20 protein-coding genes are annotated in these 25,322 nt (G+C 72.1%); 2 read left to right on the top strand and 18 right to left on the bottom strand.

The features are described from left to right. Window positions 1–55 precede the first annotated feature (55 nt). Window positions 56–643: a dienelactone hydrolase family protein gene (locus tag ACOTKD_RS06540; protein ID WP_424887890.1), complete on the bottom strand. Its 588-nt coding sequence runs from the start codon at window positions 641–643 to the stop codon at window positions 56–58. A gap of 108 nt (window positions 644–751) precedes the next feature. Here ACOTKD_RS06540 and ACOTKD_RS06535 point away from each other — a divergent pair, with 108 nt between their 5' ends. Continuing rightward, window positions 752–1,858: a mechanosensitive ion channel family protein gene (locus ACOTKD_RS06535; RefSeq protein ID WP_424887889.1), complete on the top strand. Its 1,107-nt coding sequence runs from the start codon at window positions 752–754 to the stop codon at window positions 1,856–1,858. A gap of 276 nt (window positions 1,859–2,134) precedes the next feature. Here the strand turns inward: ACOTKD_RS06535 and ACOTKD_RS06530 are convergent, their stop codons facing one another. From ACOTKD_RS06530 to ACOTKD_RS06515, 4 genes are all read right to left on the bottom strand, one after another. After that, window positions 2,135–3,724 carry a Na+/H+ antiporter gene (locus tag ACOTKD_RS06530; protein ID WP_424887888.1) on the bottom strand — a complete coding sequence of 530 codons (1,590 nt, stop codon included), beginning with the start codon at window positions 3,722–3,724 and terminating at the stop codon, window positions 2,135–2,137. Window positions 3,725–3,811: 87 nt separating this feature from the next. Beyond that, entirely contained in the window at window positions 3,812–4,753 is a 942-nt protein-coding gene (locus tag ACOTKD_RS06525) for an RluA family pseudouridine synthase (protein WP_424887887.1), read from the bottom strand. A gap of 42 nt (window positions 4,754–4,795) precedes the next feature. Beyond that, window positions 4,796–5,344 (bottom strand): signal peptidase II, encoded by a 549-nt coding sequence (lspA, locus tag ACOTKD_RS06520; RefSeq protein WP_194960945.1) that lies wholly within the window; start codon window positions 5,342–5,344, stop codon window positions 4,796–4,798. A gap of 79 nt (window positions 5,345–5,423) precedes the next feature. Next, a complete protein-coding gene (locus ACOTKD_RS06515; RefSeq protein WP_424887886.1) occupies window positions 5,424–6,908 on the bottom strand; it encodes a TraR/DksA C4-type zinc finger protein in 1,485 nt (494 codons plus the stop codon). 483 nt (window positions 6,909–7,391) lie between these two features. On the opposite strand from ACOTKD_RS06515, the gene ileS reads away from it, so the two are divergent. Then, on the top strand, window positions 7,392–10,541 hold the full coding sequence (gene ileS / locus ACOTKD_RS06510) for an isoleucine--tRNA ligase (protein WP_424887885.1): 3,150 nt from the start codon (window positions 7,392–7,394) through the stop codon (window positions 10,539–10,541). 188 nt (window positions 10,542–10,729) lie between these two features. On the opposite strand, the gene ACOTKD_RS06505 is transcribed toward ileS, so the two are convergent. From ACOTKD_RS06505 to ACOTKD_RS06445, 13 genes are all read right to left on the bottom strand, one after another. Further along, window positions 10,730–11,965, bottom strand: coding sequence for a DivIVA domain-containing protein (locus ACOTKD_RS06505; protein WP_424887884.1), 1,236 nt, complete (start codon window positions 11,963–11,965; stop codon window positions 10,730–10,732). Window positions 11,966–12,014: 49 nt separating this feature from the next. Next, window positions 12,015–12,299: a YggT family protein gene (locus ACOTKD_RS06500; RefSeq protein ID WP_030364712.1), complete on the bottom strand. Its 285-nt coding sequence runs from the start codon at window positions 12,297–12,299 to the stop codon at window positions 12,015–12,017. 76 nt (window positions 12,300–12,375) lie between these two features. After that, window positions 12,376–12,990 carry a cell division protein SepF gene (locus ACOTKD_RS06495; protein WP_030364711.1) on the bottom strand — a complete coding sequence of 205 codons (615 nt, stop codon included), beginning with the start codon at window positions 12,988–12,990 and terminating at the stop codon, window positions 12,376–12,378. A 122-nt stretch (window positions 12,991–13,112) separates the two neighbouring features. Continuing rightward, entirely contained in the window at window positions 13,113–13,832 is a 720-nt protein-coding gene (locus tag ACOTKD_RS06490) for a YggS family pyridoxal phosphate-dependent enzyme (protein WP_424887883.1), read from the bottom strand. 5 nt (window positions 13,833–13,837) lie between these two features. Beyond that, window positions 13,838–14,563 carry a peptidoglycan editing factor PgeF gene (gene pgeF, locus ACOTKD_RS06485; protein ID WP_424887882.1) on the bottom strand — a complete coding sequence of 242 codons (726 nt, stop codon included), beginning with the start codon at window positions 14,561–14,563 and terminating at the stop codon, window positions 13,838–13,840. Window positions 14,564–14,617: 54 nt separating this feature from the next. Next, window positions 14,618–15,856, bottom strand: coding sequence for a cell division protein FtsZ (gene ftsZ, locus ACOTKD_RS06480; protein WP_424887881.1), 1,239 nt, complete (start codon window positions 15,854–15,856; stop codon window positions 14,618–14,620). Window positions 15,857–16,095: 239 nt separating this feature from the next. After that, window positions 16,096–16,980, bottom strand: coding sequence for a cell division protein FtsQ/DivIB (locus tag ACOTKD_RS06475; RefSeq protein ID WP_424887880.1), 885 nt, complete (start codon window positions 16,978–16,980; stop codon window positions 16,096–16,098). A gap of 24 nt (window positions 16,981–17,004) precedes the next feature. Further along, window positions 17,005–18,099 carry an undecaprenyldiphospho-muramoylpentapeptide beta-N-acetylglucosaminyltransferase gene (gene murG, locus ACOTKD_RS06470; protein WP_424887879.1) on the bottom strand — a complete coding sequence of 365 codons (1,095 nt, stop codon included), beginning with the start codon at window positions 18,097–18,099 and terminating at the stop codon, window positions 17,005–17,007. A gap of 6 nt (window positions 18,100–18,105) precedes the next feature. Next, window positions 18,106–19,512, bottom strand: coding sequence for a putative lipid II flippase FtsW (gene ftsW / locus ACOTKD_RS06465; RefSeq protein ID WP_424887878.1), 1,407 nt, complete (start codon window positions 19,510–19,512; stop codon window positions 18,106–18,108). A 107-nt stretch (window positions 19,513–19,619) separates the two neighbouring features. Next, on the bottom strand, window positions 19,620–21,080 hold the full coding sequence (murD, locus tag ACOTKD_RS06460; protein ID WP_424887877.1) for a UDP-N-acetylmuramoyl-L-alanine--D-glutamate ligase: 1,461 nt from the start codon (window positions 21,078–21,080) through the stop codon (window positions 19,620–19,622). Continuing rightward, entirely contained in the window at window positions 21,062–22,126 is a 1,065-nt protein-coding gene (gene mraY, locus ACOTKD_RS06455; RefSeq protein ID WP_030364703.1) for a phospho-N-acetylmuramoyl-pentapeptide-transferase, read from the bottom strand. The genes murD and mraY overlap by 19 nt, the downstream gene beginning before the upstream one ends. Then, window positions 22,126–23,547 carry a UDP-N-acetylmuramoyl-tripeptide--D-alanyl-D-alanine ligase gene (locus ACOTKD_RS06450; RefSeq protein WP_424887876.1) on the bottom strand — a complete coding sequence of 474 codons (1,422 nt, stop codon included), beginning with the start codon at window positions 23,545–23,547 and terminating at the stop codon, window positions 22,126–22,128. The genes mraY and ACOTKD_RS06450 overlap by 1 nt, the downstream gene beginning before the upstream one ends. Window positions 23,548–23,612: 65 nt before the next feature. Further along, window positions 23,613–25,310, bottom strand: a complete 1,698-nt coding sequence (locus ACOTKD_RS06445; RefSeq protein ID WP_424887875.1) for a UDP-N-acetylmuramoyl-L-alanyl-D-glutamate--2,6-diaminopimelate ligase — start codon at window positions 25,308–25,310, stop codon at window positions 23,613–23,615. Window positions 25,311–25,322: the final 12 nt, after the last annotated feature.

The raw sequence follows: 25,322 nt of genomic DNA, 5'->3' as shown, positions 1-25,322 counted from the left end.
ACGTGGCCGCCCGCCGTCGCGGCGGACGGCCCTTCGCCGGACCGGCGGACCGGCGCTAGCCGGCGATCTCGTCCAGGAAGGACAGGGCCACGCGCCACGTCGTCTCCGCGGCCTCCGCGTCGTAGTCCGCGAGCTCCGGGTCCGTGAACAGGTGCCCCGCACCGGGGTACCTGTGGACCTCCACGTCCGCCCCGGCCCGGCCCATCCGCAGGTACCACGCGTTGAGCCAGTCGTGCGGCTCGAACGGGTCCGGGTCGGCGACGTGCAGCTGCACGGGCAGCTCGTCCACGGACGCGTCCTCGGCCAGGTCCGACGTGCCGTGCAGGAGCAGCAGGCCGCGCGCCTTCTCGTCGCCCAGCGCCAGGTTCTGCGCGATCGCCGCGCCGAGCGAGAAGCCGGCGTAGACCAGGCCGCGGTCCGACAGCGGGGCGACCGCGGTGACCGCGCGGCGCAGCAGCTCCTCGTGGCCGATCTCGTCCTTGACGACCATGCCGTCCTCGACCGTCTCCGCCGTCCGGCCCTCGTAGAGGTCCGGCACGTGCACCTCGTGCCCGGCGGCGCGCAGGCGCTCGGCGGCGGCGTGCACGGCCGGCCTCAGGCCGTAGGCCGAATGAAAAAGGACAATCGTGGTAGAGGACGCCACTGGAGTCACTTCCTAACAGGTGGATCGCGTGCTCCCCATCGTGCCAGTTACGGTCGAAGGGAGCGCCACCCGGTGAGCAGCGGCCGGCCGGAAGGAGCTGAGGTGTCCATGGAGGGCGTACTGCGTCCCCTGTCCGTCGTCGGCGGAGCGTTGATCGTCACCCTGGTCGTGGGGTGGCTCGCCGACCACGTGCTGCGCAGAGTCGACGCTCGGCACCCCGAGACACCGCTGTGGGACCTGCTCCACCGCTGCCGCCTGCCGCTCCAGGTCGTGCTGTGCACGGCCCTGCTGCGCGGCGGCTTCCGCTCGGCCGGCGCCTGGGCGACGGAGCACGAGGACGCGATCGGCCAGGTGCTGACGCTCGTGCTGATCGGCGCCTGCGCCTGGCTGCTGGTACGGGTCGCCGTCGCCATAGTCGAGGCCTCCTACGCGCGCTACGCCGCCCGCGCCGCGGACCCCGCCAGGGTACGGCGCGTACGGACCCAGGTGACGCTGATCCAGCGGGTCGTCACGGCGGCCGTCTGCGTGGTGGCCGTGGCGTCGATGCTGCTGACGTTCCCGGCCATGCGGACCGCCGGGGTGTCCGTGCTGGCCTCCGCCGGTCTCATCGGCATCGTCGCCGGTGTCGCGGCCCAGTCCACCCTCGCGAACCTCTTCGCCGGGCTGCAGATCGCCTTCGGCGACATCGTCCGGATCGGGGACACCGTCGTCGTCGACGGCGAGTGGGGGCGCGTGGAGGAGATCACGCTCACCTACCTGGTCGTCACCACGTGGGACGAGCGGCGCATCACGATGCCGGTCTCGTACTTCACCAGCCGGCCGTTCGAGAACTGGTCCCGCAGCAACCCGCGGATGACCGGGACGGTCTTCCTCCACCTGGACCACTCGACGCCGATAGACCTCATGCGGGAGCGGCTCCACGAGATCCTCCAAAGCCTGCCCGAGTGGGACGGCCGCTCCTGGAGCCTGGTGATCACCGATACGACGCCGTCGACGATCCAGGTGCGGGCGCTGGTGACGGCCAAGGACGCGGACGACATCTGGGCGCTGCGGTGCGTGGTGCGGGAGCGGCTGATCGAGTGGCTGCGGCGGGAGCATCCGTACGCGCTCCCGCGCATCAACACGGCGCCGGCGCCGGGCCTGGAGCAGGCGCCCGACCGGCGCCAGGCGCCGCCGACGTCGGAGGACATCGGGCCGGGCCCCGGCACGACGTAGGCTCCGCCCGGGTTCCTTCACGGTGCGGGGTGCGGCCGGTCCGGCACCGCCGGGCTGCGCCGCGTCGGTTGCTCGCCGTTGCGGCGGGTCTTTCTCGCCTGGCGGCAAGGGGACTCCGCCACGGCGGCAAGGCGCCTCCTGCCCGCCATCGGCCTTCTTGCCGCAGGCAAGTCGATTCCGCCGCAACGGCGCTCAGCCGACGCGGCGCAGCCCGGCGGTGCCGAACCGTGCGCATCCCGTACGGACAACCGGGCGAACCCCGTAGGGACAACCGCGTCAGCCGCGCAGGCTGCGGACGTCCAAGTGGCGCAGGACCCGGTCCACGACCTCCGGGTCCGAGCCCGGCTCGCTGCGTGCCGCCAGCACCTCGCGCCGCGCCGCCGACATCAGCTCCCCCTGCACCCGCTGGATCGTCCGCAGCCGGTCGATGCGTTGCGCGTGCGCCTCGCGGCGCTCCTCGTCGACCATCTCGGGGCTGATGCGGGCGCCCATGTCGAAGGCGCGCCGGCCCAGCATCTCCATCACGTCCTCGGGGAGGTCCTCCTCCTCCACGATCTCCCAGAGGCGGTGCCGGGCCGCCTTCGCCGCGCGGACGGCCAGCTGCCGCTCCAGTTCCCGGCCGGCCTCGGAGTCGGCGCGCACCCCGAGCCACCTGACCAGCCGGGGCAGGGTCAGGCCCTGGACGACGAGGGTGGAGACGATGACGGCGAAGGCGATGAAGAGGATCTCGTCCCGGGCGGGGAAGCGGTGCTTGTCGTCCGTGGTGAGGGGGATGGCCAGGGCGAGGGCCACGGACGCCACGCCGCGCATCCCGGCCCACCACATCACGACGGTCTCGCGCCAGCTCATCGGGACGTCCTCGTGGACGTCACGGCCCTTGTGCAGCTTCTTGGCCAGCCAGGCGGCGGGCAGCAGCCACAGCAGCCGGACGCCCACGACGACCGCGACGACGACGGCGCCGATGCCCAGCATCTCGCCCCAGCGGCCGGCCGCGGTGGCGAGGGCGTTGTGGAGCTCCAGGCCGACGAGGCCGAAGGCGACGCCGGTGACGAGCGTGTCGATGATCTCCCAGAAGGTGTGCCCGGCCAGCCGTCCGAGGACGTCGTCGGCGTCGGTCGCGTACTCGGCCAGGAAGAGCGCGGTGGTCAGCACCGCGAGCACGCCCGAGCCCTTGAACTCCTCGGCGAGGACGTAGGCGACGAACGGCACCAGCAGGGTGAGCCCGATCTGGAGCGTGGCGTCGCCGAGGACGTCCATCAGCCGCTTGGCGGCCCAGCCGAGGGCCAGGCCGACCGCGACGGCCACCACGGCGGACAGCACCAGCTCGCCGGCCGCCTTCGGCAGCGAGAAGCCGCCGCTGACGGCGGCCGCGACGGCCACGTGGTAGAGCACGATGGCGGTGACGTCGTTGAAGAGGCCCTCGCCCTCCAGGATGGAGACCAGGCGGCGCGGCAGCCCCAGGGAACCCGCGACGGCGGTCGCGGCGACCGGATCGGGCGGGGCGACGAGCGCGCCGAGGGCGACGGCCGCGGCGAGGGAGATGCCGGGCACGATCGCGTTCGCGACGGCGGCCACGGCCGCGGTGGTGACGAAGACCAGGGCCACCGCCAGCAGGAAGATCGGCCGCCGGTTGGCCGCGAACTGCCGCCACGAGGTGCGCTGGGCGGAGGCGTAGAGCAGGGGCGGCAGCACCAGCGGGAGGATGAACTCCGGCGGGACGGCCACGTTGGGCACGAACGGCAGCAGGGCGAGGACGATCCCGCCGAGCGTCATCAGCACCGGGGGCGGCAGCCCCAGCCGGTCCCCCACCGGGACCGTCACCAGCGCGCCGAACAACAGGACGAACAGCAGCGCGAGCTGGTCCACGGAGGCCCTCCGGGCGGGTCGGTGCGGTCGAGCAGGCCTCCAGCCTGCCTCACTCGCTCCCGGCCCGCCTCACGGGCCCCGGCCGGCCTACGCGCTCTCGGCGCGCACCGTGTCCAGCGCGCGCTGCAGGTCCTCGGGGTAGTCGCTGGCGAACTCGACCCAGCGGCCGTCCTCGGGGTGCTCGAAGCCGAGCCGCACCGCGTGCAGCCACTGGCGGGTGAGCTTGAGGCGCTTGGCGAGGGTCGGGTCGGCGCCGTAGGTGAGGTCGCCGACGCAGGGGTGGCGGTGGGCGGCCATGTGCACGCGGATCTGGTGCGTGCGGCCGGTCTCCAGCTTCACGTCCAGCAGGCTGGCGGCGCGGAAGGCCTCGATCAGGTCGTAGTGGGTGACCGAGGGCTTGCCGTCGGCGGTGACGGCCCACTTGTAGTCGTGGTTGGGGTGGCGGCCGATGGGGGCGTCGATGGTGCCGCTCATCGGATCCGGGTGGCCCTGGACCAGCGTGTGGTAGCGCTTGTCGACCGTGCGCTCGCGGAACTGCTGCTTGAGCAGGGTGTAGGCGCGCTCGGACTTGGCGACGACCATCAGGCCCGACGTGCCGACGTCCAGGCGGTGGACGATGCCCTGGCGCTCGGCGGCGCCGGAGGTGGAGATGCGGTAGCCCGCGGCGGCCAGGCCGCCGATGACGGTCGGGCCCGTCCAGCCGGGGCTGGGGTGCGCGGCCACGCCGACCGGCTTGACGATCACGACGATGTCGTCGTCGTCGTGGACGATCTCCATGCCCTCGACGGGCTCGGCGACGATCTGCACCGGCGCGGGCGCGGCGGGCATCTCGACCTCCAGCCAGGCCCCGCCGGTCACCCGGTCGGACTTCCCGGCCTCCGCACCGTCGAGCTGGACCTTGCCCGCGGCCGCCAGCTCGGCCGCCTTGGTGCGGGAAAAGCCGAACATACGGGCGATTGCGGCGTCGACGCGCTCGCCCTCCAGGCCGTCGGGTACGGGCAGGGCGCGGATCTCGGGAATGGTGCTCACCCGTCGAGTATGACGGACGGGTGCGACACCCCCGCCCCGGGCTCAGTCCTGGTGGACCGTGCCGTCCGGGTCCAGACCGCGGAAGGACAGGATCACGATCAGGAAACCGCCGCACACGATCGCGGAGTCGGCGAGGTTGAAGACCGCGAAGCCGGACGGCGCGATGAAGTCGACCACACCGCCCTGGAAACCGCCCGGCGAGCGGAACAGGCGGTCGGTGAGGTTGCCCAGCGCGCCGCCGAGCAGCAGGCCCAGCGCGATCGCCCACGGCAGGCTGTAGAGCTTCCGGGCGATCCGGGCGATCACCACGATCACGGCGGAGGCGATCACCGTGAAGACGATCGTCATCGCCTCGCCGATGCCGAAGGCGGCGCCGCGGTTGCGGATGACCTCCAGCTGCAGCCACGTGCCGATCACCTCGATCGGGTCGTGGTGCTCCAGCTTGGCGACCACGAGCAGCTTGCTGCCCAGGTCCAGGAGGTACGCGAAGGCGGCCACGGCCAGGAGCACCCCGATGCGCCGCCTGCCTTTGGCCGTGGCGTCCGCCGCGGCCGCCGGTGTGCCGGTGGTGGTCTGTTCCGCCTCTGTCACGTGAGTCCTTCGACGTCGTCCCGGTGGGCCAGGGCCTGCCTGACTGAGGACGAGGGTACGGCACACGCGCACGGGCGGGTCAGCGGCGTTCCTGGCGCTGTTTGCACTCCACGCACAGCGTGGCCCGCGGGAAGGCCTGCATGCGGGCCTTCCCGATGGGCTTCCCGCAGTTCTCGCAGAGCCCGTAGGTGCCCGCGTCCAGGCGCTCCAGCGCGCGCTCGGTCTGGTCCAGCATCTCGCGGGCGTTCGCCGCCAGCGCCAGCTCGTGCTCCCGGGTGATGTTCTTGGTGCCGGTGTCGGCCTGGTCGTCGCCCGCGCCGTCGCCCGAATCGCGCATCAGGCCGCTGATCGCCTCCTGGGAGTGGGCGATCTCCGCGCGCAGCCGCAGCACCTCGCTCTGCAGCTCCGTACGGGCCTCGGCCACCTCCGCGGGAGACCAGGGCTCCTCCCCCGGCCGCACGGCCAGCTCACCGGGCTCCGCGGGCCCCGTCCGGGCTCCCGGCACCTTCCGGGCGGCCTGTGTCCCGTCCATGGTCTTCTTCGCAGCCACCGTCCTGGCTCCCGTCTTCTCAGGGGGCACCGCCTTCTGGGCAGGTGCGGCTTCTTGTGCGGGGTCGGCCTTGTTGCCGGAAGCCGGCCCCTTGGCAGGACCTGCGTTGCCGCGGGGCGCGGCCTTCTCGGTGGCCCTCTTGACAGAGGACCCTGCCTCGGGCCCGGTCGCCCGGACAGCGCTCTTCTTGGCGGCGGCCGCCTTTTTGGTGGCGGCCTTCTTCCCGGAGGGCGCGGCCGCGGCCTTCTTCGACGCCGCGGAACCCGCCCCGGACGCCCGGGCAGCGCTCTCCTTGGCAGATGCCGCCTTCTTAGCGACGGCCTTCTTCGCGGAAGGCGCGGACGCCGCCTTCTTGGACGAGGCCGCGACCGCCCCGGAGGCCCGGGCAGCGGCCTCCTCGGCGGGCGCCGCCGCCTTCTCAGCGGCGGCCCTCTTCCCAGACGGTGCGGGCGCAGTCTTCTTCCCCGCGGCCTTCTTGGACGAGGCCGTGCCCGTCCCCGATGCCACGGCAGCGCTCTCCTTGGCGGGTGCCGCCTTCTTGGTGACGGCCTTCTTCGCGGAGGGCGCGGCCGCCGCCTTCTTGGCAGCGGCCTTCTTGGCGGGCGCCGCCGCCTTCTCAGCGGCGGCCCTCTTCGCGGAAGGCGCGGCCGCCGCCTTCTTCCCCGCGGCCTTCTTCGGCGGGGCGGACCCCGCCCCGGATGCCCGGGCGGCCGCCTTCGCGGCGGGTGCCGCCTTCTTTCCGGCGGCAGTCTTCTTCGCGGGGACAGCCTTCTTCGCCGGGGCCGCCTTCTTCGCGGCGGACACCTTCTTGGCCGCGGCAGCCTTCTCCGCAGCCTTCCCCCCGCCCCCGGCGGCCTTCGGCGTTCCCTTCTTGGCCGCCCCGGCCGCACCCCCGGCGGGGGCCTTCTTCGCCGGCGCGGCGGCCTTCGCTGTCTTCCCGCCGCCCCGGGCGGCCTTCGCGGAAGCGGCGTCCGCGGCGGACGCCGCCTCCGCTGCCGCTCTCTTCGCCACCATGACCGCGGCCCCTTCACATTTTATGATCTTGCGCGCGAATCGTGCCGGAACGATAAAACTCCACCGGGCACGCGGCAACGGGGCACGCCGGTCTCATCGGTTGTGCCCCGCCCCCGGCCCTGTAATCGGACTGCGCCGGTCCCCCGCCCGGCCCCGGCCGAAACCGGTGGGCCGCGTCCGGTCCCGCCCCGTACACTGGGCGCAGCGAAAGGCGTGGATGGGACGAGTAGCGCCGCACGCAGCCATGAGCGATCCGGGGACGGTGCGAGCCCGGAGGTGTGCGCGGGGTGAAGATCAGCCCGGAGCCGCCGGAAGAACGCCCCCGGGGTCGCCCCAGGGGTCAGTAGAGCCGGCGTCGCGACCCTAATGAGGGGGCCGGGGGCCATCGGGCCGGCGGCCAAGGAGGGTGGTACCGCGGGAGCGCGCAGGCGCGTCTCGTCCCTCCGACGGACAGCGCACCAAACGTCCCGCCGGAGGAAGCCGATGACGCAGTACCGCCAGGTACCCGCTCAGGTCGACCTGCCCGCCCTGGAGCACGCCGTGCTCGAGTTCTGGCGCGAGCAGAAGATCTTCGCCCGTACGCTCGAACAGTCCGAGGGCCGCCCCGAGTGGGTGTTCTACGAGGGCCCGCCCACCGCCAACGGCATGCCGGGCGCGCACCACATCGAGGCCCGCGTCTTCAAGGACGTCTTCCCCCGCTTCCGCACGATGCAGGGCTACCACGTCGGCCGGAAGGCCGGCTGGGACTGCCACGGCCTGCCGGTCGAGCTCGCGGTGGAGAAGGAGCTGGGCTTCTCGGGCAAGCAGGACATCGAGGCGTACGGCATCGCGGCCTTCAACGACAAGTGCCGCGAGTCCGTCACCCGCCACACGGACGCCTTCGCCGAGCTCACCACCCGCATGGGCTACTGGGTCGACCTGGACGACGCGTACCGCACGATGGACCCGGAGTACGTCCAGTCCGTGTGGTGGTCGCTCAAGGAGATCTTCAACAAGGGCCTCCTCGTCCAGGACCACCGCGTCGCCCCCTGGTGCCCCCGCTGCGGCACCGGCCTGTCCGACCACGAGCTGGCCCAGGGCTACGAGACGGTCGTCGACCCGTCCGTCTTCGTCCGTTTCCCGCTGACGTCCGGCCCGCTCGCGGGCGAGGCCTCGCTGCTGGTGTGGACGACCACCCCCTGGACGCTGGTCTCCAACACCGCCGCCGCCGCGCACCCCGACGTCACCTACGTCGTCGCCACCGACGGCAACGAGAAGCTCGTCGTCGCCGAGCCGCTGCTGGAGAAGGCCCTGGGCGAGGGCTGGACGGCCACCGGGCAGTCCTTCACCGGCCGCGAGATGGAGCGCTGGGCCTACCGCCGCCCGTTCGACCTGGTCGAGCTGGAGGGCGCCAACTTCGTCGTCAACGCCGAGTACGTGACGACCGAGGACGGCACGGGTCTGGTCCACCAGGCGCCCGCCTTCGGCGAGGACGACCTCAGGACCTGCCGTGCCTACGGCCTGCCGGTCGTCAACCCGGTCCGCCCGGACGGCACCTTCGAGGAGGGCCTCGGCCTCGTCGGCGGCCAGTTCTTCAAGAAGGCCGACGAGAAGCTCGTCGCGGACCTCTCCGAGCGCGGCCTGCTCTTCAAGCACATCGCCTACGAGCACAGCTACCCGCACTGCTGGCGCTGCCACACCGCGCTCCTCTACTACGCGCAGCCGTCCTGGTACATCCGCACCACCGCGATCAAGGACCGGCTGCTCGAGGAGAACGAGAAGACCAACTGGTTCCCCGAGTCGGTCAAGCACGGCCGCTTCGGCGACTGGCTGAACAACAACATCGACTGGGCGCTCTCCCGCAACCGCTACTGGGGCACCCCGCTGCCCATCTGGCGCTGCGAGGAGAACCACCTCACCTGCGTCGGCTCGCTGGCGGAGCTCTCCGAGCTCACCGGCGCCGACCAGAGCGGCCTGGACCCGCACCGCCCCCACATCGACGACGTCACCTTCACCTGCACCGCCGAGGGCTGCGCCCACACGGCCGTGCGCGTGCCGGAGGTCATCGACGCCTGGTACGACTCGGGCTCGATGCCGTTCGCGCAGTGGGGCTACCCGTACAAGAACAAGGAGCTCTTCGAGCAGCGCTACCCGGCGCAGTTCATCTCGGAGGCCATCGACCAGACCCGCGGCTGGTTCTACACGCTGATGGCCGTCGGCACCCTCGTCTTCGACAAGTCGTCGTACGAGAACGTCGTCTGCCTGGGCCACATCCTCGCCGAGGACGGCCGGAAGATGTCCAAGCACCTGGGCAACATCCTCCAGCCGATCCCGCTCATGGACCAGCACGGCGCCGACGCCGTCCGCTGGTTCATGGCCGCCGGCGGCTCCCCGTGGGCCGCGCGCCGCGTGGGCCACGGCACCATCCAGGAGGTCGTCCGCAAGACGCTCCTCACCTACTGGAACACGGTCGCCTTCCAGGCCCTCTACGCCCGCACGTCCGGCTGGGCGCCCAGCGCCGCGGACCCGGCCCCGGCCGACCGCCCGCTGCTGGACCGCTGGCTGCTCGGCGAGCTCAACGCCCTCGTCGGCCAGGTCACCGAGGCCATGGAGGCCTACGACACCCAGCGCGCCGGCAAGCTGCTGTCCGCCTTCGTCGACGACCTGTCCAACTGGTACGTGCGCCGCTCGCGCCGCCGGTTCTGGCAGGGCGACGCGGCCGCGCTGCGCACCCTCCACGAGGTCGTCGAGACCGTGACGCGGCTGATGGCCCCGCTGGTGCCGTTCATCACCGAGCGCGTCTGGCAGGACCTGGTCGTCCCCGTCGACCCGCAGGCCCCGGAGTCGGTCCACCTGGCCGGCTGGCCGGTGGCGGACGCCGCCCTCGTCGACCCGAAGCTGTCGCAGCAGATGCTGCTCGTCCGCCGCCTGGTGGAGCTGGGCCGCGCCACGCGCGCCGAGTCCGGCGTCAAGACCCGCCAGCCGCTCTCCCGCGCGCTGGTGGCCTCGGCCGGCTTCGAGGAGCTGGGCGCCGAGCTGCGCGCGCAGATCACCGAGGAGCTCAACGTCTCCTCCCTCGCCTCCCTCTCCGAGGTGGGCGGTTCCCTGGTCGACACCACCGCCAAGGCCAACTTCCGTGCCCTGGGCAAGCGGTTCGGCAAGGGCGTCCAGGCGGTCGCCAAGGCCGTCGCCGCGGCCGACGCCGCGGCGCTGTCGCTGGCGCTGCGCGAGGGCACGGCCTCGGTCGAGGTCGACGGCGAGCAGGTCGCCCTCTCCCCCGACGAGGTCATCATCACCGAAACCCCGCGCGAGGGCTGGTCGGTGGCCTCGGACTCGGGTGCGACGGTGGCGCTCGACCTGGAGATCACCCCGGAGCTGCGCATCGCGGGTCTGGCCCGCGACGCGGTCCGGCTCATCCAGGAGGCCCGCAAGAACAGCGGCCTCGACGTCGCCGACCGGATCGCCTTGCGCTGGCAGTCGGCGGACGAGGAAGTCCGTACGGCCCTTTCGGACCACGCGGCGCTCATTGCCGACGAGGTCCTGGCGACGGACTTCGCCGAGGGCGAGGCCGACGGCTCCTACGGTGAGGCCTTCACCGACGAAGCCCTTTCCCTGACGTTCCGCCTCCGTAAGAACAACGAGACCAAGGCCTGATAAAACCGACAATTGCCGGGCGAGGGTTTCCCTCGCCCGGCAATTGTCATATGTCGTATTGCCCGACATCCCATGGCCGGGCAGCCGAAAGAAGCGCACAAAAGGGCCGGGCCCCTGGGATTTCCCAGGGGCCCGGCCCTTTATGACTGCCGACCGACCGACTGCCGACTAGCGGCCGGAGGCGGCCGTCAGTTGTCGTCCTCGTCGATGAGGAAGCCCCGCATCGGGGACGGCGCCTGCTGCATCGGCTGCTGGCCCTGCGGCCGTACCGGTGCCATCGGCTGGGTCATCGCCGGGGACATCTGCTGCTGACCGCCGTAGGACGGGCCGCCCATGGAGGTGTTGCCGCCCATCGAGGTGTTGCCACCCATGGACGGGTTTCCGCCCATGCTGTGGCCGCCCATGCCCGCACCTGCCGGAGCCATCGACCCGCTCATCGAGGGGGCCGCGGGCAGCGACGGGGTGTTGGGGTTGCGGGGCGGGGCCAGCGAGTCGTCCGCCTGGTTCTCCAGCTGGCGCAGCTGGCTCTCCAGGTAGGACTTCAGACGCGTGCGGTACTCGCGCTCGAAGCCGCGCAGGTCCTCGACCTTGCGCTCCAGCGTGGCGCGGGCGGACTCCAGGGAGCCCATCGCGACGCGGTGCTTCTCCTGCGCGTCCCGCTCCAGGGCGTCGGCCTTGGCGCGGGCGTCCCGCTCCAGGCCCTCGGCGCGGCTGCGCGCCTCGCCGACGATCTTGTTGGCCTCGGAACGGGCCTCCGCGATCGCCTGGTCAGCGGTCTGCTGGGCGAGCGAGAGCACGCGGGCAGCGCTGTCGCCGCCCGGGCCCTGACCCGGCTGCGGCAGCTGCGGGCCGCCCATGGGACCGTTCTGGCCCATGGGGTTCTGACCCATAGGACCGTTCTGCCCCATTCCGTTCTGACCCATCGGACCGTTCTGACCCATGGGACCGCCCATCGGGCCGCCCATCGGACCGTTCTGACCCATCGGGCCGGGACCGTTCTGACCCATCGGACCGGGACCGTTCTGCCCCATCGGGCCGGGACCGTGCGGACCCTGGGGACCGTGGCCGTGACCGCTCGGGCCGGCCGGAAGCTGCGGGGCACCGCCCGGCAGCTGCGGCGGGCCGCCCATCGGCTGCTGCTGCGGCGGCACCGGCTGCGGTCCCGATATGGCGGCGGGCACCGGAGCCCCGCCGGGTCGCTGGTCCTGCGGCTCGGGCTTGCGCATGCCCTGCTGCTGATTCTGCGCGGCGGCACGCGTGGCGGCGGCCAGCTTGGCGCGAAGGTCCTCGTTCTCGCGGAGCAGACGGGTCAGTTCGGCCTCGACCTCGTCCAGGAAGGCATCGACCTCGTCCTCGTCATAGCCTTCTCGGAGACGGACGGTCGTGAACTGCTTGTTCCGCACGTCCTCGGGGGTCAACGGCATCTCTTCTTCACCTCAACGTAGTCGTCGGCAATCGGCAAGACCGTATCGTTCACACCTGCTCCACGACGCGGATCAGGATGAAGACGATAATCATCAATACGAAGAAGGACAGGTCGAGCGCCACGCCCCCGAGACGCAGCGGCGGAATGAACCGCCGCAGAAGCTTGAGTGGCGGATCGGTGACAGTGTAGGTGGCCTCAAGGATGACCACCATCGCCTTACCGGGTTGCCATGAGCGAGCGAACTGGAAGACGTAATCCATCACCAGTCGGAAGATCAGTACAAACAGGAAGCAATACAGCGCGATGTAGATCACCTGTAGTGCGATGCTCATCTCGCGCTTCCCTCTCCCCTTGCTCGTACCCGGCCTGTTCGGCCGTCATTCTCCCGGTGTCGCCAGGTATTGCGTCTCAGCTCTGATTGAAGAACCCACCCTCTGCGATGCGGGCCTTGTCCTCCGCCGTGACATCGACGTTAGCAGGAGACAGCAGGAACACCTTCTGCGTCACCCGCTCGATGCTGCCGTGGAGACCGAAGACGAGGCCGGCGGCGAAGTCGACAAGTCGCTTCGCGTCCGTGTCGTCCATCTCCGTCAGATTCATGATCACCGGGGTGCCCTCGCGGAAGTGTTCCCCGATGGTACGGGCTTCGTTGTAGGTCCGGGGGTGCAATGTCGTGATGCGGTACGGCTCCCGCTCGGACACAACCTTGGGCATGATCACCGGTGCGTTCTTCTCCAGAGAGTGGCGTTCGGGTGTGATGGACGCCACGGGGGCGATTCGGGCGGGTCGTCCCGTTTCCGCTGTGAGCGGAGCGGGTTCGCGCTGTGCAGGCGGCTGGGCGACTCGAACCGGTTCGTCCGATTGCGTCTGTTGTGCGAGGTGTTGCTGCTGATGCTGCTGCCTGCGTCGGTCGGGCTCCGGCTCGGGTTCGAACTCGTCGTCGGGGTCGAACCCCGGGCCGTCGTACCCATCGTCCTCCACGAGGCCGAGGTAGACCGCCATCTTGCGCATCGCGCCGGCCATTCTCTGCGTCCTCCGCTCTGTGGTGGATCGGCTCCGTCAACGGCGCCTTGGATCCACGCGGTCTGCCCGCCTTCTGACGGGAATGACCATATTTTTTGCTGTGGTCCGACTTCTTGGCGACGTTACCCGAGCCTGGGTCGGACTCCGAGTACCGCCGATCCGACACGTACATGTGTCGCTCCGGCGGCCACGGCGTCATCCAGATCCGCGCTCATCCCTGCTGACACCATGTTCGCAGCAGGATGGGCCGCGCGCAGGCCCGTTGAGATTTCCATGAGCCGCTCGAAGGCGGCCCGCGGTCGCCCGGCATATGTTCCGACGAGCGGAGCCACCGTCATCAGGCCCGCGGGGCGCACCCCTTCGGCCGCGGCGAGGACGTCGGCGAGTTCCGTCACACCGTCAGGAGCGACCCCTCCCCTTTCGCCCCTTTCACCCGACTCTGCGTCAAGTGCCACCTGAATCAGGCAGTCCAGGGTCCGGCCGGCCTTCACGGCCGCGGCCGAGAGTGCGGTGACGAGCCGGGCCCGGTCGACCGAATGCACAAAGTCGGCATAACTCGCCACCGAACGAACCTTGTTCGTCTGCAATTGTCCGACGAAGTGCCAGGTGAGTGGCAGGTCCGCGCACTCGGCCGCCTTCGGCGCGGCCTCCTGGTCCCGGTTCTCCGCGACGTGCCGCACCCCGAGCCCGGCGAGCAGCCGCACGTCGGAGGCGGGGTAGGTCTTGGTGACCACGATCAGGGTCACCTCCTCGCGCGGGCGGCCCGCCTTGGCGCAGGCCATGGAGATACGTTCCTCCACGCGGGCCAGGTTGTCAGCGAGTTCCGTTCTGCGGTCCGTCACAGCCCTCAGTCCAACCAGACATAGCTAGCAAGTCGCCCCGTCGTGCGCTCGCGCCGGTACGAGAAGTGATCAGCCGACTCCAGCGTGCAGATGTGAGATTGTCCGCTCATCATCACGCCGAGCCGGGCGAGTTGGGCCCGGACTCCCGCGGTCACGTCCACAGCGGGGGTTCCCTGCCGGGTGGTGGCCCAGGCCTCGGGCACGACCGCGGCGACCTCGGCCCGCATCTCCTCCGGCACCTCGTAGCACCGGCCGCAGACCGCGGGGCCGGTGCGGGCGACGATCCGGGCGGGGTCCGCGCCGAGAGTGATCATCTTCTCGACGGTCGCGGGAACCACCCCGGCGACCAGGCCCGGGCGGCCGGCGTGGGCCGCGCCCACGACTCCGGCGACCGGGTCGGCCAGGAGCACCGGGGTGCAGTCGGCGGTCAGGACCGCGAGGGCCAGACCCCGGCGGGCCGTCACCACTCCGTCGACCGCGGGGACCTCACCGCTTTGCCACGGACCGTCGACCACGGCCACGTCCCGGCCGTGCACCTGGTTCATCCAGACGACGTCCGCCGGGTCGAGGCCGAGCGAGACCGCCGCGCGCTCCCGGTTGGCCCGGACGGCGGCGGGGTCGTCGCCGACCGCGCCGCCGAGGTTGAGCTCGTCAAACGGAGCGGCGCTCACCCCGCCCCACCTGTCGGTGAAGGCGAAGTGCGCGCCGCTCGCGTGCTTTTCAGCCGGCACAGCTTCCGGTGTCACTGCGTGCTGTTGTCCTATGCCGCTCACTCGCTCGTGGTCCTACTTGAGGAAGTCCGGAACGTCCAGTTCCTCGGCGGTCGAGTCCTGGTACGGGCGGGCCGGCGGGACCTGCGGGGAGGAGACCGGCGGCGGGGGGAGCTCGTTGACCGGCACCGGGTCGGAGGCGGGCTCCTCGGTGCGCGGGGTGACGTTGCCGAGGCCGCCGAAGGACGGGCGGACCGGCTCGGCCGGGCCGGCCGGGCGGGGTGCCGCCGCGGCCGGCGTGCTCTCCTCGCGACCGGAGCCGTAGGAGGAGCCGAGCACCTTGTCGCGGCTGCCCTTGGCCGGCGGCTGGCCGCCGTCGAAGCCGGCGGCGATGACGGTGACCCGGACCTCGTCGCCCAGGGCGTCGTCGATGACGGCGCCGAAGATGATGTTGGCCTCGGGGTGCGCGGCCTCGCTGACCAGCTGGGCGGCCTCGTTGATCTCGAAGAGACCGAGGTCGGAGCCGCCGGAGATGGAGAGCAGGACGCCGCGGGCGCCGTCGATGGACGCCTCCAGCAGCGGCGAGGAGATCGCCATCTCGGCCGCGGCCACCGCGCGGTCGTCGCCGCGCGCCGAGCCGATGCCCATGAGCGCCGAGCCCGCCTCGGACATCACGGACTTGACGTCCGCGAAGTCGAGGTTGATCAGGCCCGGGGTGGTGATCAGGTCGGTGATGCCCTGGACGCCCGACAGCAGCACCTGGTCCGCGGACTTGAACGCGTCGAGCACGCTCACCTGGCGGTCCGAGATGGACAGCAGCCGGTCGTTCGGGATCACGATGAGGGTGTCGACCTCGTCGCGCAGACCCGCGATGCCGTCCTCCGCCTGGTTCGCGCGGCGGCGGCCCTCGAAGGTGAACGGGCGGGTGACCACACCGATCGTCAGGGCACCCAGCGAACGGGCGATGTTGGCGACGACCGGGGCGCCGCCCGTGCCGGTGCCGCCGCCCTCGCCCGCGGTCACGAAGACCATGTCGGCCCCCTTGAGGACCTCCTCGATCTCCTCGCGGTGGTCCTCGGCGGCCTTGCGGCCGACGTCGGGGTTGGCGCCGGCGCCGAGGCCGCGGGTGAGCTCACGGCCGACATCGAGTTTCACATCGGCGTCGCTCATCAGCAGGGCCTGTGCATCGGTGTTGATCGCGATGAACTCGACGCCCTTGAGACCGACCTCGATCATCCGGTTGATGGCGTTCACGCCACCGCCGCCGATGCCGACGACCTTGATGACTGCGAGGTAGTTCTGCGGTGCTGCCACGTCGAAGGCCTCTCGCCTCGAGTTACGTATGCCTGGGGGACGGTTCAGTGCCGACCCGAACCCTCAACGTGAAGTTTAGGGTTACCGGTGCCGCTGTTCGCTGGGGTTCTCCGAACAGGACAGTAAGTCGACAAGCCGCGCGCGTTCAACGAACACGCCGAACCTCCCGTTTTTCTTTTCACCCTATGTGATCACCCATAGCCGTAGCCAGTCAGGGTGCTGCCCGGCCACCCCGGCCGTCAACTCCCGGACGCCGCGGGAGCGCTGGGGGCGCTCACGTCGAAGTGGTCCGCCCCCCGCGCGGCCTTCAGCAGAGCGGTCAGCGCGCGCGCCTTCGCCTCACCCCGTTCGCCGCTCCCCCACACGACCGTCCGGTCGCCCGTCAGCTCCAGGGTGATGGAGTCGTACGAGCGTACGCGGATGGCCCGGGTGTCCGCCCTGACCTCCGCCGGCAGGGCCTCGGCGACCCGGACGCCCTCGCGCTCCAGCCGCTCCGGGCCGAACCGGCGCAGGCTGGCCTCGGCGGTCGCCGAGGGCTCCACGGTCAGCCTGGGGACGCCCCGCGGAGCTTGATCGACTGTGGCGAACCGCACGCCCGCGCCGTCGATTTCGATGAACTTCCCGCGCTTCGCGGAGTCCGAAGTGTCCTGGACGATCGCTTTCGGCTGCCGCTCGACCACTTTCAGGCCGACCGCATGCGGCCAGGAGCGCTCGACATTGACCGATTCGATCCGCGGCAGGGCGGCGAGCAGCCGCTCCTCGATGGCGTCGGTGTCCACGGAGACCAGCGGGCCGCCGAGCTTCACGTCGGCGGCGGCCCGCACCTCATCGGGCGTCAGCACCCGGGTGCCGGAGACCTCCACCCGGGTGGCGCGCAGCCAGGTGGAGCCGTAGAGGGCCCATCCGGCGGCACCGCCGGCGAGCACGGCGGCCACCGCCCAGAGGATCAGCCGGCGGCCGCGCGGCAGTCCGGAGCGGAGGCCGGGGCGGTGCGGACCGCGCCCCGGCGGCCTCCCGGCCGGCTTCCCCGCCGGCCGGGAAGGGGCCGCCCTGCCACCGGATCCGGGCCGCACCGACTTCTTGCTCTTCGCGCCACCGCGCCGGGCGGTCGTCGGTCCGGCCACTGTCCAGCCTCCTGCTCCGGGGGCTCAGCCCCTTCTCTTGGCGGCGATCGCCTCGTACACCATGCCGACGAGCAGGTCGTCGGCGTCCCGGCGGCCGAACTCGGAGGCGGCGCGGGACATCTCGTACAGCCGGTGCTGGTCGGCGAGGACCGGGAGCACGTGCTGCTGCACCCATTCGGGCGTCAGCTCGGCGTCGTCCACCAGCAGTCCGCCGCCGGCCTTGACCACCGGCTGGGCGTTCAGCCGCTGCTCGCCGTTGCCGATGGGCAGCGGGACGTAGGCGGCGGGCAGCCCGACGGCGGACAGCTCGGCGACGGTCATCGCGCCCGCGCGGCAGAGCATCATGTCGGCCGCGGCGTACGCGAGGTCCATCCGGTCCACGTACGGTACCGGGATGTAGGGCGGCATTCCGGGCATGTTGTCCACATGCGGCAGGTCGTTCTTCGGGCCGACCGCGTGCAGGATCTGGATGCCGGCGCGCTGCAGGAACGGGACGACGGCCTGGATGACCTCGTTGAGCCGGCGGGCGCCCTGCGAGCCGCCGGAGACCAGCAGCGTGGGCAGGTTCTGGTCGAGCCCGAAGTACGCCCGCGCCTCGGGCCGGGCGGCGGCCCGGTCCAGCGTGGCGATGGTGCGGCGCAGCGGGATGCCCACGTAGCGGGCGTTGCGCAGCTTGCTGTCCGGGGTGGAGACCGCGACCCCGGCGGCGTAGCGCGAGCCGATCTTGTTGGCGAGGCCGGGCCGGGCGTTGGCCTCGTGCACGATGATCGGCACGCCGAGCCGCTTGGCGGCCAGGTAGCCGGGCAGGGCAACGTAGCCGCCGAAGCCGACCACGCAGTCCGCCTTGGTGCGCTCCAGGATCTGCTCGGCCGCCTTGATCGTGCCGCGCAGGCGCCCGGGGACGGTGATCAGCTCGGGCGTGGGCTTGCGGGGCAGCGGTACGGCGGGGATGAGACCCAGCTCATAGCCCCGCTCGGGCACGAGCCGGGTCTCCAGGCCCCGCTCCGTGCCGAGCGCCGTGATCCCCACGGTCGGGTCCTGCCTGCGCAGGGCGTCCGCGAGGGCGAGCGCGGGCTCGATGTGGCCGGCGGTCCCCCCACCGGCGAGTACGACATGCACCGAAATTCACCGCTCTCCGGACGGTCGCTTCTTGACGCGCCGTCTCATCGTCTTCCATCTCACCCCAGGCTGCCGCATGGCCAGCGCCGCCCGCGCACCGGGTTCGTCGCGCGCGAAGGCGATCAGCAGCCCGATGGCGAACATGGTCGGCAGCAGGGCGGACCCTCCGTAGGAGAACAGCGGGAGCGGGACACCGGCGATCGGCAGCAGGCCGAGCACCGCACCGATGTTGACCACGGCCTGGGCCGTGATCCAGGTGGTCACACCTCCCGCGGCGTACCTCACGAAGGGGTCCTCCGTGCGTCCGGCCACGCGGATACCCGCATAGCCTAGAGCCGCGAACAGGGCGAGCACCGACAGCGTCCCCGCCAGACCCAGCTCCTCGCCGGTGATGGCGAAGATGAAGTCCGTGTGAGGTTCGGGGAGTTCGCCCCATTTCTCCACACTCGCTCCGAGCCCGGCCCCGAACCAGCCGCCGTTGGCCAGGGCGTAGATTCCGTGCACGGCCTGCCAGCACTGGTCGTGGTCGCCGGGGTCGGTGGCCCCGATGCAGGCCAGCCGGGACATCCGGTTGGCGCTGGTCTTGATGAACAGGACGGCCAGCACGGCGGTGACGCCGAAGACCCCGGCGAACAGCCGGGTGGGCGCCCCTGCCACCCACAGCAGCCCGAGCAGCACCGTGGTGAGCACCACGGTGGTCCCCATGTCGCCGCCCAGCATGATCAGGCCGAGCAGCACGAAGGTGACGGGCACCAGCGGCACGAGCAGGTGCTTCCACTGGGTGAGCAGCTTCTTGGACTGTTTACGGGCCAGCAGGTCGGCGCCCCACAGCACCAGGGCGAGCTTGGCGAACTCGCTCGGCTGGAGCTGGAACGGGCCGCCGAGGGAGATCCAGTTGGTGTTGCCGTTGATGGTCTGCCCGATGCCGGGCACCTGCACCAGGCAGAGCAGGAAGAGCGACCCGGCGAGCGCGGGGTAGGCGAAGACCCGCAGCAGCCGTACGGGCATGCGCGCGGCCACCAGCAGCATCACGGTGCCGATCGCGGCCGCCAGGAGCTGCTTGCGGAAGAAGAAGGTGGGCGGCAGGCCGTTCTGCAGGGCCTTGATCTGCGAGGCGGAGTAGACCATGACCAGGCCGAGCACGGTGATCAGCAGGGAGCCGCCCATCACCAGGTAGTAGGCGGTCAGCGGGCGGTCCCAGGCCCGCTTGGCGCGCCTGTGGAGCTGTCTGAGGCCGCCCAGCAGGGTGCCGCGGGGCGGGCCGGGCCGCCGGGGCCCGCCGCGCCCCGCGCCGCCTCCACGGGCCGCTGAGGGCCGCGGGCGGCCCGCCCGGGCGGGCCCGGAGCGCGCGACGGGGCCGCGCAGGGCCGTCCAGGGGCCGGACGGCCGCCCCAGGGTGTCGTCCGCGTGCATCGGGGTGTCCCCTTCGGTCGTCTCCGGCGGCGTGCGGCCGCACCACCGGGACCGGCCCGGAGCTTCCCGGTCCGGGAGGCTCCGGGCTGCCGCTCGGGGCCGAGCCGTCAGGCGCCCGCGCCGCCGCCGGGCTCCTGGCCGGCCAGGTCCCGCACCGCCTCGGCGAAGGCCTCGCCGCGCTTGTTGTAGTCGGTGAACATGTCCATCGAGGCGCAGGCCGGGGCCATGAGCACGGTGTCCCCCGGCCCGGCGAGCCGCGCGGCTTCCCGCACGGCCGCGGCCATCGCCCCAGTGTCGGTCCGGTCGAGGTCGACGACCGGGACATCCGGGGCGTGTCGCGCCAGCGCTTCCGCGATCAGGGCGCGGTCGGCCCCGATGAGGACGACGCCGCGCAGCCGCTTGGCGGCCTTGGTGACGAGGGTGTCGAAGGTGGCGCCCTTGGCGAGGCCGCCGGCGATCCACACGATCGACTCGTAGGCCGCGAGGGACGCCTCGGCGGCGTGGGTGTTGGTGGCCTTGGAGTCGTCCACGTACGCGACGCCGGCGACGTCCGCGACGTGGGCGATGCGGTGGGCGTCCGGGCGGAAGGCGCGCAGGCCGTCCCGGACGGCCGCGGGCTCCACGCCGAAGGCGCGGGCCAGGGCCGCGGCCGCGAGGGCGTTGGCGACGTTGTGCGGGGCCGCGGGCTTCACGTCGGAGACCTCGGCGAGCTCCTGCGCGGTCGTCCGCCGGTCCTCGACGAAGGCGCGGTCCACGAGGATGCCCTCGACGACGCCGAGCATGGACGGGCCGGGGGCGCCGAGGGTGAAGCCGATGGCGCGGCAGCCCTCCTCGACGTCGGCCTGGCGTACCAGGTGCTCGGTGGCGGGGTCGGCGGCGTTGTAGACGCAGGCGACCTGGTTGCCCTCGTAGATCCGGCCCTTGTCGGCGGCGTAGGCCTTCATGGAGCCGTGCCAGTCGAGGTGGTCGGGGGCGAGGTTCAGGACGGCCGCGGAGTGGGCGCGGACGGACGGCGCCCAGTGCAGCTGGTAGCTGGAGAGCTCGACGGCGAGGACGTCGTACTCCTCGTCGCCCAGCACCACGTCGATGATCGGCGTGCCGATGTTGCCGACGGCGCGCGTGCGCAGGCCCGCGGCCTTCAGGATCGAGGCCAGCATCTGGACCGTGGTGGTCTTGCCGTTGGTGCCGGTGACCGCGAGCCAGGCGGCCGGCTCGCGGCCGTTCTCGCCGCGCAGGCGCCAGGCGATCTCGACGTCGCCCACGACGTCCACGCCGGCCTCGGCGGCGGCCGCGAACAGCGGGCTCGACGGCTTCCAGCCCGGGGAGGTGACGACGAGCTCCGTGCCCTCGGGCAGGCTCTCCGCGTCCCCGAGGCGGACGGTGATCCCCTCGGCTTCGAGGCCCGCGGCGCGCTCGCGCAGCCGCGGGCCGTCGCCGCCGTCGACGACCGTCACCCGGGCGCCGAGGCCGGCCAGGGCGCGGGCGGCGCTGATGCCGCTCACGCCGAGGCCGGCGACGGTGATGTTCTTGCCGCTCCAGAGAGAGGGGTTCACTTGATGGCCAGCCATCCCGCGTAGAAGATTCCGAGGCCGATGGCCACGCACAGGCCCTGGATGATCCAGAAGCGGACCACCACGAGGACCTCGCTCCACCCCTTGAGTTCGAAGTGGTGCTGCAGCGGAGCCATCCGGAAGACGCGCTTCCCGGTCATCCGGAACGAGCCGACCTGGATCACCACGGACATGGTGATCAGGACGAACAGACCGCCGAGGAGGGCGATCAGCAGCTCGGTGCGGGAGCAGATCGCCAGACCCGCCAGCGCGCCGCCGAGGGCGAGCGAGCCGGTGTCGCCCATGAAGATCTTGGCGGGCGAGGTGTTCCACCACAGGAAGCCGAAGCAGGAGCCCATCAGGGCCGAGGCGACGACGGCGAGGTCGAGCGGATCGCGCACCTCGTAGCAGGCGGCGCCGGCGGTCAGCGGGTTGCCGCAGGACTGGCCGTGCTGCCAGGTGCCGATGAAGACGTACGCGCCGAAGACCATCACGGAGGCGCCGGTGGCGAGGCCGTCGAGGCCGTCGGTGAGGTTCACGCCGTTCGACATCGCGAGGATCATGAACAGCGCCCACACCACGAAGATGACCGGGCCGACGGACCAGCCGAAGTCCTGGGTGAAGGAGAGCCGGGTGGAGGCCGGGGTCTGGCCGCGGGTGTCCGCGAACTGCAGCGCGAGCACGGCGAAGGCGATGCCGACGATCAGCTGGCCGGCCATCTTCGCCTTGGCCCGCAGGCCCAGGCTCCGCTGCTTGACGATCTTGATGTAGTCGTCGAGGAAGCCGACGAGGCCCATGCCCGCCGTCAGGAACAGCACCAGCAGGCCGGAGAAGGTCGGCTCGTGGCTGGTGATGACCTTCGTCAGGGCGTAGGCGATCAGGGTGGCCAGGATGAAGGCGATGCCACCCATGGTGGGCGTGCCCTTCTTCCCGGCGTGGCCGCGCGGACCGTCGTCGCGGATGAACTGGCCGTAGCCCTTGCGGGCGAGGAACTTGATCAGCAGCGGGGTGCCGATGAGGGTCAGGAAGAGACCGATGACGCCCGCGAAGAGGATCTGGTTCATCAGCCGGCGACCTCACCGTCGACGGCGAGCAGCTGCTCGGCCACCCACTCCAGCCCCACCGACCGGGACGCCTTCACCAGCACGACGTCACCCGGGCGCAACTCGCTGCGCAACAGGTCGACCGCCGCCTGCGCGTCGGACACGTGCACCGACTCCTCACCCCACGAACCCTCGTTATAGGCGCCCATCTGCAGCCAGGCCGCTTCCCTGCCCCCGACTGCCACGAGCTTGCCGACATTGAGCCGGACGGCGAGCCGTCCGACCGCGTCGTGCTCGGCGAGCGACTCCTCACCGAGCTCGGCCATCCGGCCGAGCACCGCCCACGTGCGCGCCCCCTTCGCCGCAGCGGCTGCGCCCATGGCGGCCAGCGCGCGCAGCGCGGCTCGCATGGATTCGGGGTTCGCGTTGTAGGCGTCGTTGACGATCGTCACGCCGTCCGCACGCTCGGTGACCTCCATGCGCCAGCGGGAGAGCTGGCCCGCCCCGGAGAGCGCGGAGGCGATCTCCTCTGCGGGCATGCCCAGCTCATGGGCGACGGCGGCCGCGGCGAGCGCGTTCGACACGTGGTGCTCACCGTACAGCCGCATGGTCACGTCGGCGCACCCGGTGGGTGTGTGAAGCGTGAAGGCGGGCTGCCCGGTGGCGGTCAGGTGGACGTCCTCGGCGCGCACGTCGGCGTCGGGGGCCTCGCCGAAGAGGAGGACGCGGGCCTTCGTGCGGGACGTCATGGCGCGCACGAGCGGGTCGTCGGCGTTGAGCACGGCGACGCCGCCGTCCGCGGCGGCGGGCAGCGCCTCGACGAGCTCGCCCTTGGCCACGGCGATCTGCTCGCGGCCGCCGAACTCTCCGACGTGGGCGGTGCCGACGTTGAGGACGACGCCGACGCGCGGCGGGGTGAGCTCGGCCAGGTAGCGGATGTGGCCGATGCCGCGGGCGCCCATCTCCAGGACCAGGTGCCGGGTCTCCTCGGTGGCGCGCAGCGCGGTGAGCGGCAGGCCGATCTCGTTGTTGAGCGAGCCGGGGGGCCAGACGGTGGCGCCCAGGTGCTCCAGCAGCTGGGCGATCAGGTCCTTGGTGCTGGTCTTGCCGGCGGAGCCGGTGATGCCGACGACGGTGGTGCCCAGCCGTTCGACGACGGCGCGGGCCAGGGTGCCGAGCGCCCGCTCGACGTCGGCGACCACGATCGCGGGGACGCCGACGGGGCGGGCGGCCAGCACGGCCGTCGCGCCCGCCTCGACGGCGCGCTCGGCGTAGTCGTGGCCGTCGACGTGCTCCCCGGCGAACGCGGCGAAGAGGCTGCCGGGCTCGACCGCCCGGGAGTCGATCACGACGGGACCGGTGATCCGGGCGTCCGGGTCCGGTATGTCGTGCTGCTGCCCGCCGACGATGGCGGCGATCTCGGCGAGGGACAGAGCGATCACTGAGATTTACCTCCGGCCGTTCGGGAGGGCTTCCGGGGGGAGGGTTGTGCGCGCATGGCGGTCTGTCATCCCTGGTCGTTCCGGTGCGTGGTCAACGAGCGCTGTTGCGCGGCTTCGACGGCCTCGCGCAGCACCTGGCGGTCGTCGAAGGGGCGGACGACGCCGTTGATGTCCTGGCCCTGCTCGTGGCCCTTGCCGAGGACGAGGACGATGTCGGAGGGCTCGGCCCGGGCGACCGCGGCGGCGATGGCGTCGGCCCGGTCCTCCAGCAGCAGGACGGTGCCGCGCTCGTGGACGGGCACCTCGGCGGCGCCCTGCAGCATCGTGGCGAGGATCGCGAGCGGGTCCTCGGAGCGGGGGTTGTCGGAGGTCAGCACCGCGGTGTCGGCGAGCCGGGCGAGGGCCGCGCCCATCGGGGCGCGCTTGGTGGTGTCGCGGTCGCCGCCGCAGCCGAGGACGGCGTGGATGCGGCCCTCGCAGACCTTGCGCAGCGCCCGGAGAACCGATTCGACGGCGTCCGTCTTGTGGGCGTAGTCGACCACCGCGAGGTAGGGCTGGCCGGCGTCGACGCGCTCCAGGCGGCCGGGCACGCCGGGGACGGCGGCGACGCCGTCGGCGGCGGTCTGCGGGTCGATTCCGGCGGCCACGAGGGCGACGACGGCCGCGAGGGCGTTGGCGACGTTGAACGGGCCGGCGAGGGGCGCCTTGGCCCGGATCCGCTCGCCGCGGGGGCCCAGGATCGTGAAGACGGAGTCGAACGGGCCGATCTCGACGTCGGCCGCGCGCCAGTCGGCGTCGGGGTGGCCCTCGGCGGAGAACGTGGTGACGGGCACCTCGGACTCGCCGGCGGCGAGCCGGCGGCCGTACGCGTCGTCGAGGTTGACGACGCCGGCGCGGCTGCGGGCCTTGGTGAAGAGCTCCGCCTTGGCCTGGAAGTAGTCCTCCATGCCGGAGTGGAACTCCATGTGCTCCGGGCTGAGGTTGTTGAAGACCGCGACGTCGAAGACGCAGCCGTCGACGCGGCCGAGCCGCAGGGCGTGGCTGGAGACCTCCATGGCGACCGAGGCGACGCCGCGCTCGCGCATGACGGCGAAGAGCGCCTGCAGGTCGGTGGCCTCGGGGGTGGTGCGCTCGGACTTGATCCGCTCGTCGCCGATCCGCGATTCGACGGTGCCGATCAGGCCCGTCTTCGCGCCGGCCGCCCGCAGTCCTCCCTCGATGAGGTAGGCCGTGGTGGTCTTGCCGGAGGTGCCGGTGATGCCGATCTGGAGCAGCTCCTCGCCCGGCCGGCCGTAGATGGTGGCGGCCAGCTCGCCCATGACGGCGCGCGGGTCGGCCACGGTCAGCACGGGCAGGCCCGTGGCGGCGGCGCGCTCGGCGCCCGCGGCGTCGGTCAGCACGGCGACGGCGCCGAGGCCCGCGGCCTGGGGGGCGAAGTCGGCACCGTGGAAGCGGGCTCCGGGCAGGGCGGCGTAGACGTCGCCCCGGCGCACGGCGCGCGAGTCGTGGGTGATGCCGGTGACGGCGGCCCCGGGGGCCTGCGGCGCGGGGATGCCCAGCTGACCGGCCAGCTCCGCGAGGGACGCGGGGCGGACGTGGGTGGGGCGGGGCGCACCCTGCGACGCGGCGGGGGCGCCCTGGGGGCTGGGGCGGGACTGATCAGCGTGTGGCACGGCGGTGAGCGTACCGGGCGCACCCGCCCCGTCGCGAAGCGAGGGGCGCCCCGCGCCGCGGTTCCCGGGATCGGGAGTGATGGTCGTCACGCCGGCCCCCGG

Source organism: Streptomyces sp. XH2, assembly GCF_049725035.1.
Lineage (GTDB): Bacteria > Actinomycetota > Actinomycetes > Streptomycetales > Streptomycetaceae > Streptomyces > Streptomyces roseoverticillatus.
The sequence above is the reverse complement of the archived record's forward strand: the minus strand, read 5'-3'. Positions and strand labels throughout refer to the sequence as shown.